The organism is Actinomyces slackii (assembly GCF_900637295.1).
GTDB lineage: Bacteria > Actinomycetota > Actinomycetes > Actinomycetales > Actinomycetaceae > Actinomyces > Actinomyces slackii.
Genome location: NZ_LR134363.1, coordinates 1,469,779 through 1,483,777 on the forward strand (window position 1 = coordinate 1,469,779; position 13,999 = coordinate 1,483,777).

14 protein-coding genes are annotated in these 13,999 nt (G+C 71.9%); 9 read left to right on the forward strand and 5 right to left on the reverse strand.

The annotated features are described in order from the left end of the window. Nucleotides 1–4 precede the first annotated feature (4 nt). The 5 genes from EL266_RS06130 to EL266_RS06150 all read left to right on the forward strand — a co-directional run bounded on the left by EL266_RS06130 (nt 5) and on the right by EL266_RS06150 (nt 4,261). Complete coding sequence (locus EL266_RS06130; RefSeq protein WP_084500695.1) at nt 5–835, forward strand: hypothetical protein; 831 nt, start codon at nt 5–7, stop codon at nt 833–835. Beyond that, a complete protein-coding gene (gene deoC / locus EL266_RS06135; RefSeq protein WP_026426886.1) occupies nt 832–1,497 on the forward strand; it encodes a deoxyribose-phosphate aldolase in 666 nt (221 codons plus the stop codon). The genes EL266_RS06130 and deoC overlap by 4 nt, the downstream gene beginning before the upstream one ends. Before the next feature lie 192 nt (nt 1,498–1,689). Then, nucleotides 1,690–2,622 carry a metal ABC transporter substrate-binding protein gene (locus EL266_RS06140; RefSeq protein WP_026426887.1) on the forward strand — a complete coding sequence of 311 codons (933 nt, stop codon included), beginning with the start codon at nt 1,690–1,692 and terminating at the stop codon, nt 2,620–2,622. Nucleotides 2,623–2,657: 35 nt separating this feature from the next. After that, nucleotides 2,658–3,392, forward strand: a complete 735-nt coding sequence (locus tag EL266_RS06145) for a metal ABC transporter ATP-binding protein (RefSeq protein WP_026426888.1) — start codon at nt 2,658–2,660, stop codon at nt 3,390–3,392. Then, nucleotides 3,389–4,261, forward strand: coding sequence for a metal ABC transporter permease (locus EL266_RS06150; protein WP_026426889.1), 873 nt, complete (start codon nt 3,389–3,391; stop codon nt 4,259–4,261). The genes EL266_RS06145 and EL266_RS06150 overlap by 4 nt, the downstream gene beginning before the upstream one ends. On the opposite strand, the gene EL266_RS06155 is transcribed toward EL266_RS06150, so the two are convergent. Next, nucleotides 4,258–5,982: a phospho-sugar mutase gene (locus EL266_RS06155; RefSeq protein WP_026426890.1), complete on the reverse strand. Its 1,725-nt coding sequence runs from the start codon at nt 5,980–5,982 to the stop codon at nt 4,258–4,260. The genes EL266_RS06150 and EL266_RS06155 overlap by 4 nt on opposite strands. A gap of 124 nt (nt 5,983–6,106) precedes the next feature. Between EL266_RS06155 and EL266_RS06160 the strand changes: the two genes are divergently transcribed. The 3 genes from EL266_RS06160 to EL266_RS06170 all read left to right on the forward strand — a co-directional run bounded on the left by EL266_RS06160 (nt 6,107) and on the right by EL266_RS06170 (nt 8,794). Further along, a complete protein-coding gene (locus EL266_RS06160; RefSeq protein WP_084500697.1) occupies nt 6,107–7,597 on the forward strand; it encodes an NAD(P)H-quinone dehydrogenase in 1,491 nt (496 codons plus the stop codon). A gap of 111 nt (nt 7,598–7,708) precedes the next feature. After that, nucleotides 7,709–8,467 carry an LOG family protein gene (locus tag EL266_RS06165; protein ID WP_026426892.1) on the forward strand — a complete coding sequence of 253 codons (759 nt, stop codon included), beginning with the start codon at nt 7,709–7,711 and terminating at the stop codon, nt 8,465–8,467. A gap of 159 nt (nt 8,468–8,626) precedes the next feature. Next, nucleotides 8,627–8,794, forward strand: a complete 168-nt coding sequence (locus EL266_RS06170; protein ID WP_003782053.1) for a DUF3117 domain-containing protein — start codon at nt 8,627–8,629, stop codon at nt 8,792–8,794. 139 nt (nt 8,795–8,933) lie between these two features. Here EL266_RS06170 and EL266_RS06175 read toward each other — a convergent pair whose 3' ends face one another. Continuing rightward, nucleotides 8,934–9,569, reverse strand: a complete 636-nt coding sequence (locus EL266_RS06175) for an O-methyltransferase (RefSeq protein WP_026426893.1) — start codon at nt 9,567–9,569, stop codon at nt 8,934–8,936. Between the two features lie 206 nt (nt 9,570–9,775). On the opposite strand from EL266_RS06175, the gene EL266_RS06180 reads away from it, so the two are divergent. Continuing rightward, nucleotides 9,776–10,657, forward strand: a complete 882-nt coding sequence (locus EL266_RS06180) for a twin-arginine translocase TatA/TatE family subunit (protein WP_034514857.1) — start codon at nt 9,776–9,778, stop codon at nt 10,655–10,657. A gap of 148 nt (nt 10,658–10,805) precedes the next feature. Here the strand turns inward: EL266_RS06180 and EL266_RS06185 are convergent, their stop codons facing one another. The 3 genes from EL266_RS06185 to EL266_RS06195 all read right to left on the reverse strand — a co-directional run bounded on the left by EL266_RS06185 (nt 10,806) and on the right by EL266_RS06195 (nt 13,957). Further along, nucleotides 10,806–11,951, reverse strand: coding sequence for a P-loop NTPase (locus tag EL266_RS06185; protein WP_026426895.1), 1,146 nt, complete (start codon nt 11,949–11,951; stop codon nt 10,806–10,808). A 100-nt stretch (nt 11,952–12,051) separates the two neighbouring features. Further along, on the reverse strand, nt 12,052–12,672 hold the full coding sequence (locus tag EL266_RS06190; protein ID WP_051281119.1) for a DUF1003 domain-containing protein: 621 nt from the start codon (nt 12,670–12,672) through the stop codon (nt 12,052–12,054). Then, nucleotides 12,665–13,957 (reverse strand): magnesium transporter MgtE N-terminal domain-containing protein, encoded by a 1,293-nt coding sequence (locus EL266_RS06195; RefSeq protein WP_026426896.1) that lies wholly within the window; start codon nt 13,955–13,957, stop codon nt 12,665–12,667. Before EL266_RS06195 ends, EL266_RS06190 begins: the two co-directional genes overlap by 8 nt. Nucleotides 13,958–13,999: the final 42 nt, after the last annotated feature.

Consider the following 13,999-nt stretch of genomic DNA (forward strand, 5'->3'; position numbering starts at 1 on the left):
TCCCATGGGCCTTCGCGCCACGGTCGTCAACTACCGGCTGCGGGTCGGGCGCTTCAGGCGCGGCGGTGACGCCGTGACCCTCACGCAGGCCGACACCACCACCTGCGGCGCCGCCTGCGTGCTGGCCGCCCGGCTCCTGCTCGACCCCGCCGAGGCCGCCGACCTGGCCGCCGACCTTGAGACCACGCTCGACGCCAATCTTGCGACCGGCCTGGAGGCCGATCTCGCGGCGGGGCCCGGCCCGGGCCCCCAGAAGGCCCGCGGTGCCCAGCTCATGGAGGCCCTGCGCCGGCGCCAGAAGCGGCTCCAATCCATGATGAACCGTCGCGGCCTGCGCATCGCGCCCTGGCCCGGGGCCCTGGGCTCCACGCCCTGGGCACTCGCCGCCCAGATGAGCGCCCTGACCGGTGCGGCCTACCGCGTGCGCTGGGTGGCGGATCGGCGCCGAGGATGGGGCGGCGTCGTCGAGCAGATGCGCGACCATGCGGCCACCGGGGCGCCGGTCCTGCTCCTGACCGGAGGGGACCCCGGCCTGGGCCTGCGGGCGCGGCGCGCAGACCAGCCCACCGGGCCCGCCCTCCTGCTGCCCCCGGCCATTCCCCGCCACTACGTCCTGGCCCTGCCCTGGAGGCTGATCGGCCAGGAGGATCCCGGACCCGCGCGACTCCACCTCTACGAGCCCGGCACCGGGGCCGTGCGGGCCGTGGACCTGGCGGCGGCGCGCGACCCCCGCCGTCCAGGGCCCCGCGAGCTCGGCGGCTGGCCCCGTATTCTGGCCACCATCGCGCCCGCGGCCCCCGCGCCGCCCGGCGCAGCACAGGAAGGACTCCCATGACGCCAGCCCGCGCCCAGATCGCCGCCATGATCGACCACACCCTGCTCGCGCCCGAGGCCACCGCCGGCCGCGTCGCCGAGCTCGTCGCCGAGGCCGCCGAGCTCGGCACCTACAGCATCTGCGTCTCCCCGAACCAGCTGCCCCTCCAGGTTCCCCAGGGCCTTCACCTCGCCACCGTCTGCGGCTTCCCCTCCGGGGCGCACTCCAGCGCGGTCAAGGCCGCCGAGGCCGGTGAGGCCGTGGCCAAGGGCGCCCAGGAGGTGGATATGGTCGTCAACCTCCGCCTGGTCAAGGAGGGCAACTTCAGCGATGTCGACGGCGTCCAGGCCGAGATCCGCGCCGTCAAGGAGGCCTGCGGCCAGGCTCTGCTCAAGGTCATCATCGAGTCGGCGGCCCTGGACGATGAGGAGATCGTGGCCTGCTGCCGCGCCGCCGAGGCCGCCGGAGCCGACTACGTCAAGACCTCCACCGGGTTCCACCCCGCAGGCGGCGCCTCCACGCACGCCGTCGCCCTCATGCGCGCCACCGTCGGCGACCGCCTGGGCGTCAAGGCCTCCGGCGGCATCCGCACCGCGCAGGACGCCCTCGCCATGGTCGAGGCCGGAGCCAGCAGGCTGGGTTTGTCCGCATCCGCCGCCGTCCTCGCCGGCCTGGAGGACTGACCCCTCCAATCCTTCACGCCGAGGTAGACATTGTCCGCCGAGGTAGACGCACTCGACGTCTACCTCGGCGGACAATGTCTACCTCGGCGAGTGGGGGCGGTGCGCGGGGCGGGCACCTGGCGTGGGGGCGGCGCATGAGGTGGGCGCTGCTCGAGTTGCATGGTTTCGGGTGCCCGAAACTATGATGGGGGCATGTCCATCTTCCCTTCTTCGCGACGCCGGGTCATCGCAGCCCTGGCGACCATCCTGACCCTCCTGCTCCTTCCCGCCTGCAGCCCGGCAGCCACCCAGGGCTCGGGCAAGCCGGTGGTGCTGACCACCTTCACCGTCATCGCCGACATGGCCCGCCAGGTCGCGGGAGACCACCTGGAGATCCGCTCCATCACCAAGCCCGGAGCCGAGATCCACGACTACGAGCCCACCCCCGATGACATCAAGGCGGCCGCCGGAGCCGACCTCATCCTGGCCAACGGCCTTGGCCTGGAGCGCTGGTTCGAGCAGTTCACCGCGGGCAGCGACGCCCCCTCGGTAACCCTGAGCCAGGGCATCACCCCCATCGAGATCGCCTCGGAGTCCTATGCCGGCCAGCCCAACCCGCACGCCTGGATGAGCCCCACGCACGCCCAGTCCTACGTCGACACCATGGCCACGGCCTTCGCCGAGCTCGATCCCGACCACGCCGCGGACTTCCAGGCCAACGCAGTCGCCTACAAGGCCGATCTCCAGGCGGTCAAGGACGAGCTGGTCGCCGCCATCGCCCCGCTGCCCGCCGATCAGCGCGTCCTGGTCACCTGCGAGGGCGCCTTCTCCTACCTGGCCGCCGACGCCGGCCTGGAGGAGGGCTACCTGTGGCCCGTCAACGCCGAGAACGAGGGCACTCCCCAGCAGATCGCCGACACCGTCAACCTCGTGCGCTCCCGCTCCGTGCCCGCCGTCTTCTGCGAGTCCACCGTCAATGACAAGGCCATGCGCCAGGTCGTCTCCGAGACCGGCGCCACCTTCGGCGGCACCCTCTACGTCGACTCCCTGACCGACGCCCAGGGCGAGGCCCCCAGCTACCTGGCCCTCATCCGCCACGATGCCGCCGTCATCGCGCAGGGCCTGACAGGCGGGAAGCAGCAGTGACAAGCCGTCAACTCCCTGCCGGCCAGGAGCCCCCGATGCTCGAGGTGCGCGGGCTGAGCGTGCGCTACGGCCCGCTCCTGGCCCTCGATGACGCCAGTCTCGAGGTCCTGCCCGGCCGCATCTGCGGGCTGGTCGGAGCCAACGGATCGGGCAAGTCCACCCTGTTCAACGCGGTGATGGGCCTGGTCGCCCCCGAGGCCGGCACCATCATCATCGACGGGACCCCCGGCGCCATCGCCCGGCGCCGGGGCGTCGTGGGCTACGTCCCCCAGGAGGACGCCGTCGATCGCGACTTCCCCATCAGCGTGGGCGAGGTCGTCACCACCGGCCGCTACGGGCATATGGGCCCGCTGCGCCGACCTTCGCGCGCAGACCGGCAAGCCGTGGAGGCGGCCATGGAGCGCACGGGCATCGACGGCCTGTCCCGACGGCAGATCGGCGAGCTGTCCGGGGGCCAGCGCAAGCGCGTCTTCGTGGCCCGGGCCATCGCCCAGGGCGCCCGCCTCCTTCTGCTCGACGAGCCCTTCGCCGGCGTGGACCGCGTCAGCGAGGCCGCCATCGTCGGCCTGCTGCGCGAGCTGGCCGCCGAGGGCTGCGCCGTCCTGGTCTCCACCCATGACCTGGGCTCGCTGAGGGAACTGGCCGACGACGCCGTCCTGCTGGCCGGGCGGGTCCTGGCCGCCGGGCCCATCGAGCAGGTCCTGACCCCTCAGGCCATCGCCCACGCCTTCGGCGCCGAGGCCGCCGCGGGGGAGGGGATGCTGCGATGAGCGCCGTCATCACCGTTCTCACCGAGCCCTTCTCCTACGGCTTCATGACCAACGCCTTCCTCGTGGCCACGGCGGCCTCCCTGGTGTGCGCCCTGCTGTCCTGCTGGCTGGTGCTCATCGGCTGGTCCCTGCTGGGCGACGCCATCTCCCACGCGGTGCTCCCAGGAGTGGTCCTGGCCCACATGCTGGGCCTGCCCTTCACACTGGGGGCACTGGTCTTCGGCATGGCCTCGGTGGCCCTCATCGGCGTGGTGCGCGACACCAGCCGGGTCAAGGGCGACGCCGCCATCGGCGTGGTCTTCACCGCCTTCTTCGCCGCCGGGCTCATCCTCAAATCCCGCAACCCCGCCAACACGGACCTGAACTCCATCATCTTCGGCAATGTCCTGGGGATCTCCCCGGTCGACCGGGCCATGGTGCTGTCACTGGCCGCCGTCGTGACCGCCGTGCTCCTGGCCAAGCGCCGGGACCTGACGCTCTTCGCCTTCGACCGGACCCACGCCCACGCCATCGGCCTGCGCCCGGCGCGCATCAACGCCCTGCTGCTGGTGCTCCTGGCCCTGACCACCATCGTGGCCCTTCAGGTGGTCGGCGTCATCCTCGTGGTGGCGATGCTCATCATCCCGGGCTCCACCGCCCACCTCCTGACCGACCGCATGGGGACCATGCTCCTGGTGGCTCCGGCCATCGCCACCGGCTCCACGGTGATAGGCCTCTACATCGCCTACTGGACCAATGCCTCCTCAGCGGGATGGATCATCGTGTGCCAGTCCCTGGCCTTCGGCGCCGCCTACCTGGGCTCGCCGCGCCACGGCATCATCCCGCGGATGATGCGGCGCCGTCGCGAGAGCCGCGGGAGCCTCGGCTAGCCGATGCCCAGGACCCCGCGCAGGTCCGCCTTGATGGCCTCCAGGCGCTGCTCGGCCTCGGCGCGGACCTCGACCATCGGGCGGCCCTCCACGGCCAGGATCACCTCGCAGTAGCACTTGAGCTTGGGCTCGGTTCCCGAGGGGCGGATCACCACCCGGTCATCGGCGGCCGTGGTCCACACCAGGCCATCAGTGGGCGGAAGGTGGCCGCCGATGCCGTCGGGGGCGCCGTCGAGCAGGTCGAAGCGTGCGGTGACGGGGGAGTCCGCCAGCCGGGCCGGGGCCCCGCCGGCCCGAAGCCGCTCCATCATCGTGGTGATGAGGCCCAGGTCCTCAACCCGGATGCTCAGCGGGCTGGTGGCGTGCAGGCCGTGATCGCGGGCCAGGCGGTCGAGCAGGTCGACGGCGCTGCGACCCTGCTGCTTGAGCACTGAGACCAGCACCGCGGTGCGCACCGCGGCCGAGATCCCGTCCTTGTCCCGCACCGCTCCGGGATCCACGCAGTAGCCCAGGGCCTCCTCATAGCCGAAGACCAGGTCCGGGACCCGGCTGATCCACTTGAAGCCCGTCAGCGTCTGGCGGTGCCCCAGGCCGTGGGCGCGGGCGATGCTGCGCAGCAGCCGGGAGGAGACCACCGAGTTGGCCAGCACCCCCGTGCCGGCGAAGGCCGCCAGCTCCGCGGCCTGCTCGCCCAGCAGGGAGCCCAGCTCATCGCCGGTCAGCTGCCGCCACCCCCCGGGAGCCGTGGGGTCGGGGATCGCGACCGCCAGGCGGTCGGCATCAGGATCGTTGGCGATGATGAGATCGGCGTCCCGCTCCCGGGCCAGGGCAAGGGCCAGGTCCAGGGCGCCGGGCTCCTCGGGGTTGGGGAAGTCGACGGTGGGGAAGTCGGGGTCCGGGTCGACCTGCTCGGCCACCTCCACGATGTCATCGAATCCCGCATGCTCCAGGGCCTGGCGGCACAGCGCTCCGCCCACCCCGTGCATCGCGGTCAGCACGATCCGAAGCGGCGCGGCGGCCTGCGTGTGAGCCGCCTTGACGGCCCGCTCCAGGTACTCCTCGATCACCCGGGGGTCCACGGCCTCCCAGCCGTCCTGGGGCATGGGGATCTCGTTGGCCGGGGCGGCGGCGGCGATGGCGGCGGCGATCTGCTCATCGTACGGGGGAACGATCTGGGCGCCCTGCCCCCAGTCCGTCACCGCACGGCCGCCCAGGTAGACCTTGTAGCCGTTGTCCTGGGGAGGGTTGTGGGAGGCGGTGACCATGATGGCCGCATCGGCGCCCAGGCGGCGCAGGGAGAAGGCGAGCACCGGGGTGGGGCAGTGCTCGTCGAACAGCAGGGCCCGCCCGCCGGCCCCGGTGACCACGCTGGCCGTGTCCCGGGCGAACTGCGCCGAGCCATGGCGCGCATCGAAGCCGATGATCACGGTGAAGCCCTCGCCGAGCCGGTCGCGCAGGAAGGCGGACAGGCCCGCGGCGGCGCGGATGACCACCGCCCGGTTCATCCGCCCGGGCCCTCCGCCCAGGCGCCCGCGCAGTCCGGCGGTGCCGAAGGCCAGGGGGGCGGCGAAGGCCTCGCTCAGGGCCGCCGTGGCCCCGGCCTCGCCGGTGAGATGAGCCTGGAGGAGGCCGGAGAGCTCCTCGCGGGTGACCGGGTCGGGGTCGTGGGTGATCCAGGAGGAGACAGCCTGGTCGAGAGTCTGCGCCGGAGACAGGGTCATGCCCGAGACGCTACCGCGGCCGGCGCGCTGATCGTCCGTACCATGACAGCACTCACGGGTGTTCCCAGACACAGGGCGCGTCTCGACGCGCAGCACCTCCTGGCTGATGCGTCACACTGTCACCATGAGCCAGAGCAATGACGCCTTCTCCTCAGCGCCCAGCACCCCGGTCCTGCCCACCGACGCCTCGCCCGTGCGCCGTGGCCTGCGCGTGGTCATCATCGGCGGCGGCCCCGGGGGCTACGAGGCCGCCCTGGTGGCGGCCCAGCTCGGCGCCCAGGTCCAGCTCGTCGAGGCCCGGGGCCTGGGAGGCTCCGCCGTGCTGACCGACGTCGTCCCCTCCAAGACCCTCATCGCCACCGCCGAGTGGCTGGTCACCACCGAGCAGGCCCACAGCCTGGGCATCACCGTGGGGCAGGGGGAGCAGGCGGTGCGCGTCAATCTGGGCACGGTCAACGCGCGGGTGCGCGCCCTGGCCGCCGAGCAGTCCCACGACCTGACCGCGCGCATGCTCCACAAGGGCATCGAGGTGGTCTACGGGCGCGCCGCCCTGGGCGGACTGGATGCCAACGGGGAGCGCACCATCCACATCCCCGGGGCCGCCGGGGATCGCGAGATGGAGCTCAAGGCCGACGTCGTCCTGCTGGCCACCGGGGCGCGCCCCCGCACCCTGGCCGACGCCGCCCCGGACGGGCGGCGCATCCTGACCTGGACCCAGCTCTACGACCTCAACCAGGCGCCCGAGCACCTCATCGTCGTGGGCTCGGGCGTCACCGGGGCGGAGTTCGCCGGGGCCTATCTGTCCCTAGGCAGCCGCGTGACCCTGGTCTCCAGCCGTGACCGGGTCCTGCCCACCGTGGATGCCGATGCCGCGGTCCTGGTCGAATCGGCCTTCCAGCGCCGTGGCATGGAGGTCCTGGGAGGCACGAGGGCCGTGGCGGCGCGCCTGATCGACCAGGGCACCGACCATGAGGGCGTGGAGGTGGTGCTGAGCGACGGGCGCACCGTGCGCGGCTCCCATTGCCTCATGGCGGTGGGGGCGGTGCCGGCCACCGCGGGCCTGGGACTCGAGGAGGCCGGGGTCGAGCTGACCGAGAGCGGGCATGTGCGCGTCGACCGCGTCTCGCGCACCACCGCCTATCGCGTCTACGCCGCGGGGGACTGCACCGGCGTGCTGCCGCTGGCCTCGGTGGCGGCCATGCAGGGGCAGATCGCCATGCGCCATGCCCTGGGCGACGCCGTGGCCCCGCTGGAGACCGAGACCGTGGCCCAGGCGGTCTTCACCCTGCCCGAGATCGCCTCGGTGGGCCTGGGGCAGGCCCAGGCCGAGGCGGTGGGACTGGATGCGGTGACCACCACCGTGCCCCTGTTCCGCAACCCGCGCGCCAAGATGCAGGGCGTGACCGAGGGCTTCGTCAAGCTGACCTCCGAGCGCCGCAGCGGCGTGGTGCTGGGAGGCGTGGTGGTGGCCGAGTCCGCCAGCGAGCAGATCTTCTCCATCACCTTGGCGGTGACCCAGCGCCTGAGCGTCGAGCAGGTCATGAATGCCTTCTCCGTCTACCCCTCGGTGTCCGGCACGGTCTCCGAGGCGGCCCGACAGCTCCACGTGCGCTGAGCGCGCCGGGCTCAGTGGACTCGGCGAGGTCAGTGAGCTCAGCGGGCTCAGTGGGCTCAGTGGGCGCGGCGGTTCGCCCGCCGCTCAGGAACATGGGGGAGCATGAGCCCCATGACCGATCGCCAGACCTACCGCAAGGGCCCCGTGCTTCTGCGCGGAACCCAGATCCCCGCTCAGACCACCGACGCGCGCCTGCTCAGCTCCTCTGAGGAGGCCGACTGGCTCCACTCCGATCCGTGGCGCGTCATGCGCATCCAGGCCGAGTTCGTCGAGGGCTTCGGCGCCCTGGCCGAGCTCGGCCCGGCCATCAGCGTCTTCGGCTCGGCGCGCACAGCGCCGGAGGCGCCCTCCTACGCGGTGGCCCGCGAGGTCGGTGCCGGGCTGGCCCGCTCCGGCTATGCCGTCATCACCGGTGGAGGGCCGGGAATGATGGAGGCCGCCAACAGGGGATGCCATGAGGCGGGCGGGGTCTCCGTGGGCCTGGGCATCGAGCTGCCCCACGAGCAGGGCATGAACGAGTACGTGGACCTGGGGATCAACTTCCGCTACTTCTTCGCCCGCAAGACCATGTTCGTCAAGTACTCCGACGGCTTCGTGGTCATGCCCGGAGGCATGGGCACCCTCGATGAGCTCTTCGAGTCCCTCACCCTGGTCCAGACCCAGAAGATCTCCTCCTTCCCGATCGTGCTGGTCGACTCCGGCTACTGGTCGGGACTGCTGGACTGGCTGCGCTCCACCGTGGTCGAGGCGGGCATGATCTCCCCGGGGGACCCCGATCTCGTCCATGTCGTGGACAGCGCCGAGGAGGCCGTGGATTACGTGGTCGCCGCGGCCCGCAGGCTCCGCGAGGGGCGGGCCTCCCAGGGCTGAGCGGACCCCGCGAGTCCGCGCGCGGAGGTGTCAAGGCGCATCGCCGTGGCGTGAGCCGCGTCATGAGATGGAGATCTGCCGATAACTGTGCGCCCATGGCGTAGAATGTGGCAGGTCTCGCGGCGATAAGTCCGCGTCGCACTGACGAAAGGTGAGCACATGGCTGCCATGAAGCCCCGGACTGGCGACGGTCCTCTCGAGGTCGTCAAGGAAGGCCGCGCCATCATCATGAGGGTGCCGCTGGAGGGCGGAGGCCGCCTTGTCCTCGAGATCACCGCTGATGAGGTCAAGGAGCTCGGCGAGGCCTTGGCCAACGCCAAGATCTGATCGGCACAGCCTGTCACGGTTGGAGGGCCGGGCCCATGGGCCCGGCCCTCCGCTATGCGGGCGCGCCCATCCAGCCTGTGCCCGCCGGTCTGAAGTGCTGACCTCTGCTGACCCCTTCTGACCTCTGGTGCGCCCGCTCTCAGGCCTGGCGCACCGCGACCAGGAGGCCGTCGCCGACGGGCAGCAGCGTGGTCAGCAGCGCATCGGAGTCGCGCATGGCCTTGCCCAGCTCGCGGGCCGCCACGGTGGCGGCATCCCTGCGGGCCGGGTCGGCCACATGGTCGTTCCACAGCGCCCGGGTCACGGCCAGGACCCCGCCGATGCGCAGCATCCGCAGCGCGTCACCAGCCAGGTAGGCCGACTCCTGGGGGTCGACATCCAGGACCACCATGTCATAGCTGCGCGCCGCCATCCGGGGCATGACATCGGAGGCCCGGCCCTGGATGATGCGGATGCGGGAGGTGGGGTAGCCGGCCGCGTCGAAGGCGTGACGCGCCTCGCGCTGGACCTCGGGCTCGACGTCGATGGTGGTCAGCACGCCGTCGGGCCCCATGCCCGCCAGCAGCCACAGCCCGGAGACACCGGTGCCGGTGCCGACCTCCGCCACGGACTTCGCGCCCACGGAGCCCGCCAGCATGCGCAGCGCTGCCCCCGTCCCCGTGGACACCGGGATGATGCCGAGCTCCAGGCCGCGCATCCGGGCCTGGGCTGTGGCCTCATCCTCCGCGAGGAAGTCCTGCGTGTAGGACCAGCTCAGCGTCTTGTCCGCACTCACCATGAGCCTCTTTCCCTGCTCGGGGCCGCCCGGCGCGGCCCCTGCGGGCCATTGTTCCAGCAAACCGACCCCGAGCAGGTAACCGGCGCGGATCGCCCGGCAGAAGCGTCGGGGCCTCCGGGGGTCGCCTGGGCTGCCTGGGCTGCCTGCGCCGCCGGGGCCGCCGGAACATGGCGCAGCCCGGGAGGCTCCCTATACTGAGCGGCGTGTTCGGCATTTCAGGAGCAGAGTTCGCCGTCATCATTCTGGTGGCGGTGATCGTGGTGGGCCCTCAGCGCCTGCCGGAGTACACGCGCAAGCTCACCCAGCTCGTGCGCCAGTTGCGCGTCTACCTGGACAATGCCCGCACGCAGATCGCCGAGGAGGTCGGCCCCGAGCTGGCCGATCTGGACCTGTCGGACCTCGACCCCCGCCAGTACGATCCGCGCAAGATCGTGCGCGATGCCCTGGGGGAGGACCTCGACGCCATCCGTGAGGACCTGGCCCACCCCTTCCGCTCGGTCTCCGCCGCGGCCAAGGAGACCTCCGAGGCCGCCGCCGGCGCTGTCAAGGAGGCGGTCTCCAAGGAGCGCGCCGACTCCCTGAGCAAGCGCATCACTGAGAAGAAGGAGGAGGCCAAGGCCGCCTCCACGACCGCTGCCGCCAAGACCGCGGCGCGCGATGAGCCCGAGGAGACCGCCCAGGCCGCCGAACCCGGGCAGGCTGATCGCGCCGACAGCGCCGACAGCGCAGAAAGTGCCGAGCGGGCCACTGAGCCCGGGCAGGCCGAGCCCGCGGCACCGGCGGAGTCGGCCCCCGAGGCAGGGCAGGACGACGCCGGGCAGGACGGTCAGGGCCCCACGGAGGCGGAGGACGCCCAGGAGGCGGACGCGGACGCGCAGGCCCCGGTCCCGGCGAGCACAACGGCAGAATCCACTGAGTCCGCCGAGCCCACTGGGTCTACTGATGATCTCGCCGAGCCTACCGTGCCCACCGTGCCCGTCAGCCTGGCCGAGGCCGAGGGCCCGGCCCCGGCTGCGCGCCCTGTCTCACCGCGCGACATCGTGCGGGCCGCCAACGCCGCCGCCCGGACCCGCCAAGCCCAATGAGCCAGGCCCACTGAGCCCGACGGCCCCGCTGCGGCGGACATTCCTGTGGACCTTCCCGCCGGATCGAGCCGGTGCCCGAGCCTCCACCGAGCCTCCGCCACGCGCATCACGGGGTGGTGCTCCGGGGCGCGGGCGGGCGCCGCGCCGCTCAGCGCGTGGGGGTGACTCCCAGATTGCGGCCTGACAGTCCCCGGGCGCGATGGGTCAGGCGCTTGGCCACCTCCACCAGCACCAGGGCGGCGGGCGCATCGGCCAAGGGCCTGCCCTCCTGGCCCACGGTGGCGGGCACACCGCTATCCGAGCCCTCGCGCAGGCGGATGTCCAGGGGGAGCTCGGCCAGCAGCGGCACCTCGTAGCCCAGGGTCTGGCTCAGGGACCCCGCCACGCTGGCGCCGCCCCCCGAGCCGAAGATCTCCACCCGCGAGCCATCGGCCTGGGGCATGTAGGACATGTTCTCGATGACCCCCACCACCCGCTGCTTGGTCTGGGTGGCGATGAGCCCGGTGCGCTCGGCGACCTCGGCCGCCGCGGCCTGCGGGGTGGTGACCACCAGGATCTCCGCATTGGGCAGCAGCTGGGCCACCGAGATGGTGACATCCCCGGTTCCGGGGGGAAGATCCAGCAGCAGGACGTCGAGGTCGCCCCAGAAGACATCGGTGAGGAACTGCTGGACGGCGCGGTGCAGCATGGGCCCGCGCCAGACCACCGGCTGCTTGTCCTCCACGAACATGCCGATGGAGATGACCTTGATGCCATGGGCCACCGGCGGCACGATCATGCCGTCGAGCTGGGTGGGGACCTGGTCGACCCCCAGCATGCGGGGGATGGAGAAGCCGTAGATGTCGGCGTCGACCACGCCCACGCTCAGGCCCTGAGCGGCCATGGCCGCGGCGAGGTTGGCCGTCACCGAGGACTTGCCCACCCCTCCCTTGCCGGAGGTCACCGCGTAGACGCGGGTCAGGCTCCCGGGCTGGGTGAAGGGGATGACCGGCTCGGCCGCCCCTCCCCGGAGCCGACGGCGCAGCTCGGAGCGCTGCTCATCGCTCATCACCCCCAGCGTCACTGACACCGAGGTCACGCCCTCCACTGCCCCGACCTCCCGCTGGGTGTCCGCGGTGATGGTGTCCTTGAGCGGACAGCCGGCCACGGTCAGCAGCACGCCGACCGTCACGGCGCCGTCCTCGCCGATGTCAATGGAGTCGACCATCCCCAGGTCGGTGATGGGACGGCGGATCTCGGGGTCATCGACGCGACTGAGCGCCTCCATGACTGCTTCACGAGTGGGTAGTGGCATGGGCCCATCCTACGGGCGCGCACAGGGGACTCGCCGTGGCCCAAGGCACGTCAGAGCACGTCAGAGCGCAGGTCAGCGCCTATCCGAGGCCATCAGTGCATCAGTGCCGATCAGGATCCTGCCGGCGGGCCACAGGGGGAGGGCCGGCCTGGCGCCCGCCCTCGTGCCTCTCCTCCTGGCCATCGTCCTCGGCTGGCTCGGCGAACTCGGCGAGCTCCTCGCGGGTGCGCCGCTCCTCGGCCAGGATCTCCGAGAGCATGTCCCGCAGCTCGGAGCGCACGAAGTCGCGGGTGGCCACATCGTTCATGGCCAGGCGCAGCGAGGCGATCTCCCGGGTCAGGTACTCGGTGTCCTCCAGGTTGCGCTCGGCGCGCTGGCGGTCCTGCTCTGCGGTGACGCGGTCGCGGTCATCCTGGCGGTTCTGGGCCAGGAGGATCAGCGGAGCGGAGTAGGAGGCCTGAAGGGAGAGCATGAGGGTCAGCGCCGTGAAGCCCAGGCTGGCCCGGTCGAAGCGCAGTGCCTCGGGGCCCCAGGAGTTCCAGGCCATCCACACCGTCACGAAGAGCGTCAGCCAGATGAGGAAGGTCGGGGTCCCCGAGAAGCGGGCGATGCCCTCGGCCACGCGCCCCGAGGTGTCGGAGCGCGAGGCGCGCGAGGGCCGCGTCCAGCGCAGCCACCGCCAGCGGTTGTGCGGCAGCGGCTGGTCGAGCTGATCAGGCATTGGCGCTCCTCTCGATCGCATCGTCGGTGACCGCCTCGTCGGCCTCGCGCCAGTCATCGGGCATGAGGTGGTCCAGGACGTCGTCGACGCCCACCGCGCCCAGCAGCCGGCCGGCGTCGTCGACCACGGGCAGGGCGGTGAGGTTGTAGGTCGCCAGGAGGCGGGTCACGGTGCCGATGGAGTCCTCGGCGTGGACGGAGTCGATATGGGTGTCCAGGATGGAGCCCATCATCCGCTGGGGCCTCTCCCGCAGGGCGCGCTGGAGGTGGACCACGCCCACGAGCCTGCCGGTGGGCGTCTCCAGGGGCGGGCGGCAGACGAATCCTATGGCGGCCAGCGACGGGGGGATCTCCGCCTTGCGGGCATGGGCCAGGAAGGTCGAGACCGTGGCCTCAGGGGGCAGGATGATCGGCTCGGTGGTCATGAGGCCACCGGCCGTGTACTCGTCATAGGCCATGAGGCGGCGCACGTCCTCGGCCTCCTCGGGCTCCATGAGGCCCAGCAGCTCGGCGGCCTTGATCTGGGGGAGCCCGCTGACCAGGTCCGCGGCGTCGTCGGGCTGCATGACATCCAGGACGTCGGCGGCCCGGGAGGCGTCCAGGCGCGAGAGGATCGCCACGGCCGCCTCATTGCCCAGCTCCTCCAGGGCGTCGGCCAGGCGCTCATCGCTGAGCTCCCCGGCCACGCGCAGCTGGCTGTCGCGCGGCAGGTCGCGCAGGACATCGGCCAGGTCGGCGGGCTTGAGGTCCTCCAGGGTGGCCAGCAGGGCGGTGGCGCCCTGCTGCTCGACGCTGCCGGCCAGCCCCGTGACCTCATCGGGGCTGACCGTGAAGGTCTCCCCGCGGCGCAGGCCCAGGGGGCCGGTCGACCCTCGCTGGACGAACAGGCGGGTGACCTTCCAGTCCATGCCCCGGTCGCGCTCGATGGCCACGTCGCGCACGGTCACGGTGCCCGAGCCGTCCTTGAGGGAGACCACCCGGTCCAGCAGCTCGCCGACCACCAGGGTCTCCACATTGCGCTGCTTGAAGCGGCGGATGTTGACCAGGCCCGTGGTGATGACCGCCCCCGGCTCGATCGCGGTGACCCGTGACAGGGGCAGGAAGACGCGGCGCCGCGAGGAGACCTCGATGACGAATCCCACCGCCCGCGGCTCCCCGCGCATCTGGAGCAGGACGACGACGTCGTGGACCTTGCCCACGGCATCTCCCAGCGGGTCGAAGACGGAGGTGCCGATGAGACGGGCCACAAAAACCCTGCTTGTCGTGCGCGTCCTGGTGTTCTCCACAAGCCAAGACTATGCGCCCTGGGCGTGAAGGCCGCTCCGATC

Coding starts and splice junctions, on each gene's coding strand:
- EL266_RS06130 (WP_084500695.1), top strand. CDS start 5: ATGGGCCTTCGCGCCACGGTCGTCAACTACCGGCTGCGGGTCGGGCGC.
- deoC (WP_026426886.1), top strand. CDS start 832: ATGACGCCAGCCCGCGCCCAGATCGCCGCCATGATCGACCACACCCTG.
- EL266_RS06140 (WP_026426887.1), top strand. CDS start 1,690: ATGTCCATCTTCCCTTCTTCGCGACGCCGGGTCATCGCAGCCCTGGCG.
- EL266_RS06145 (WP_026426888.1), top strand. CDS start 2,658: ATGCTCGAGGTGCGCGGGCTGAGCGTGCGCTACGGCCCGCTCCTGGCC.
- EL266_RS06150 (WP_026426889.1), top strand. CDS start 3,389: ATGAGCGCCGTCATCACCGTTCTCACCGAGCCCTTCTCCTACGGCTTC.
- EL266_RS06155 (WP_026426890.1), bottom strand. CDS start 5,982: ATGACCCTGTCTCCGGCGCAGACTCTCGACCAGGCTGTCTCCTCCTGG.
- EL266_RS06160 (WP_084500697.1), top strand. CDS start 6,107: ATGAGCCAGAGCAATGACGCCTTCTCCTCAGCGCCCAGCACCCCGGTC.
- EL266_RS06165 (WP_026426892.1), top strand. CDS start 7,709: ATGACCGATCGCCAGACCTACCGCAAGGGCCCCGTGCTTCTGCGCGGA.
- EL266_RS06170 (WP_003782053.1), top strand. CDS start 8,627: ATGGCTGCCATGAAGCCCCGGACTGGCGACGGTCCTCTCGAGGTCGTC.
- EL266_RS06185 (WP_026426895.1), bottom strand. CDS start 11,951: ATGCCACTACCCACTCGTGAAGCAGTCATGGAGGCGCTCAGTCGCGTC.
- EL266_RS06190 (WP_051281119.1), bottom strand. CDS start 12,672: ATGCCTGATCAGCTCGACCAGCCGCTGCCGCACAACCGCTGGCGGTGG.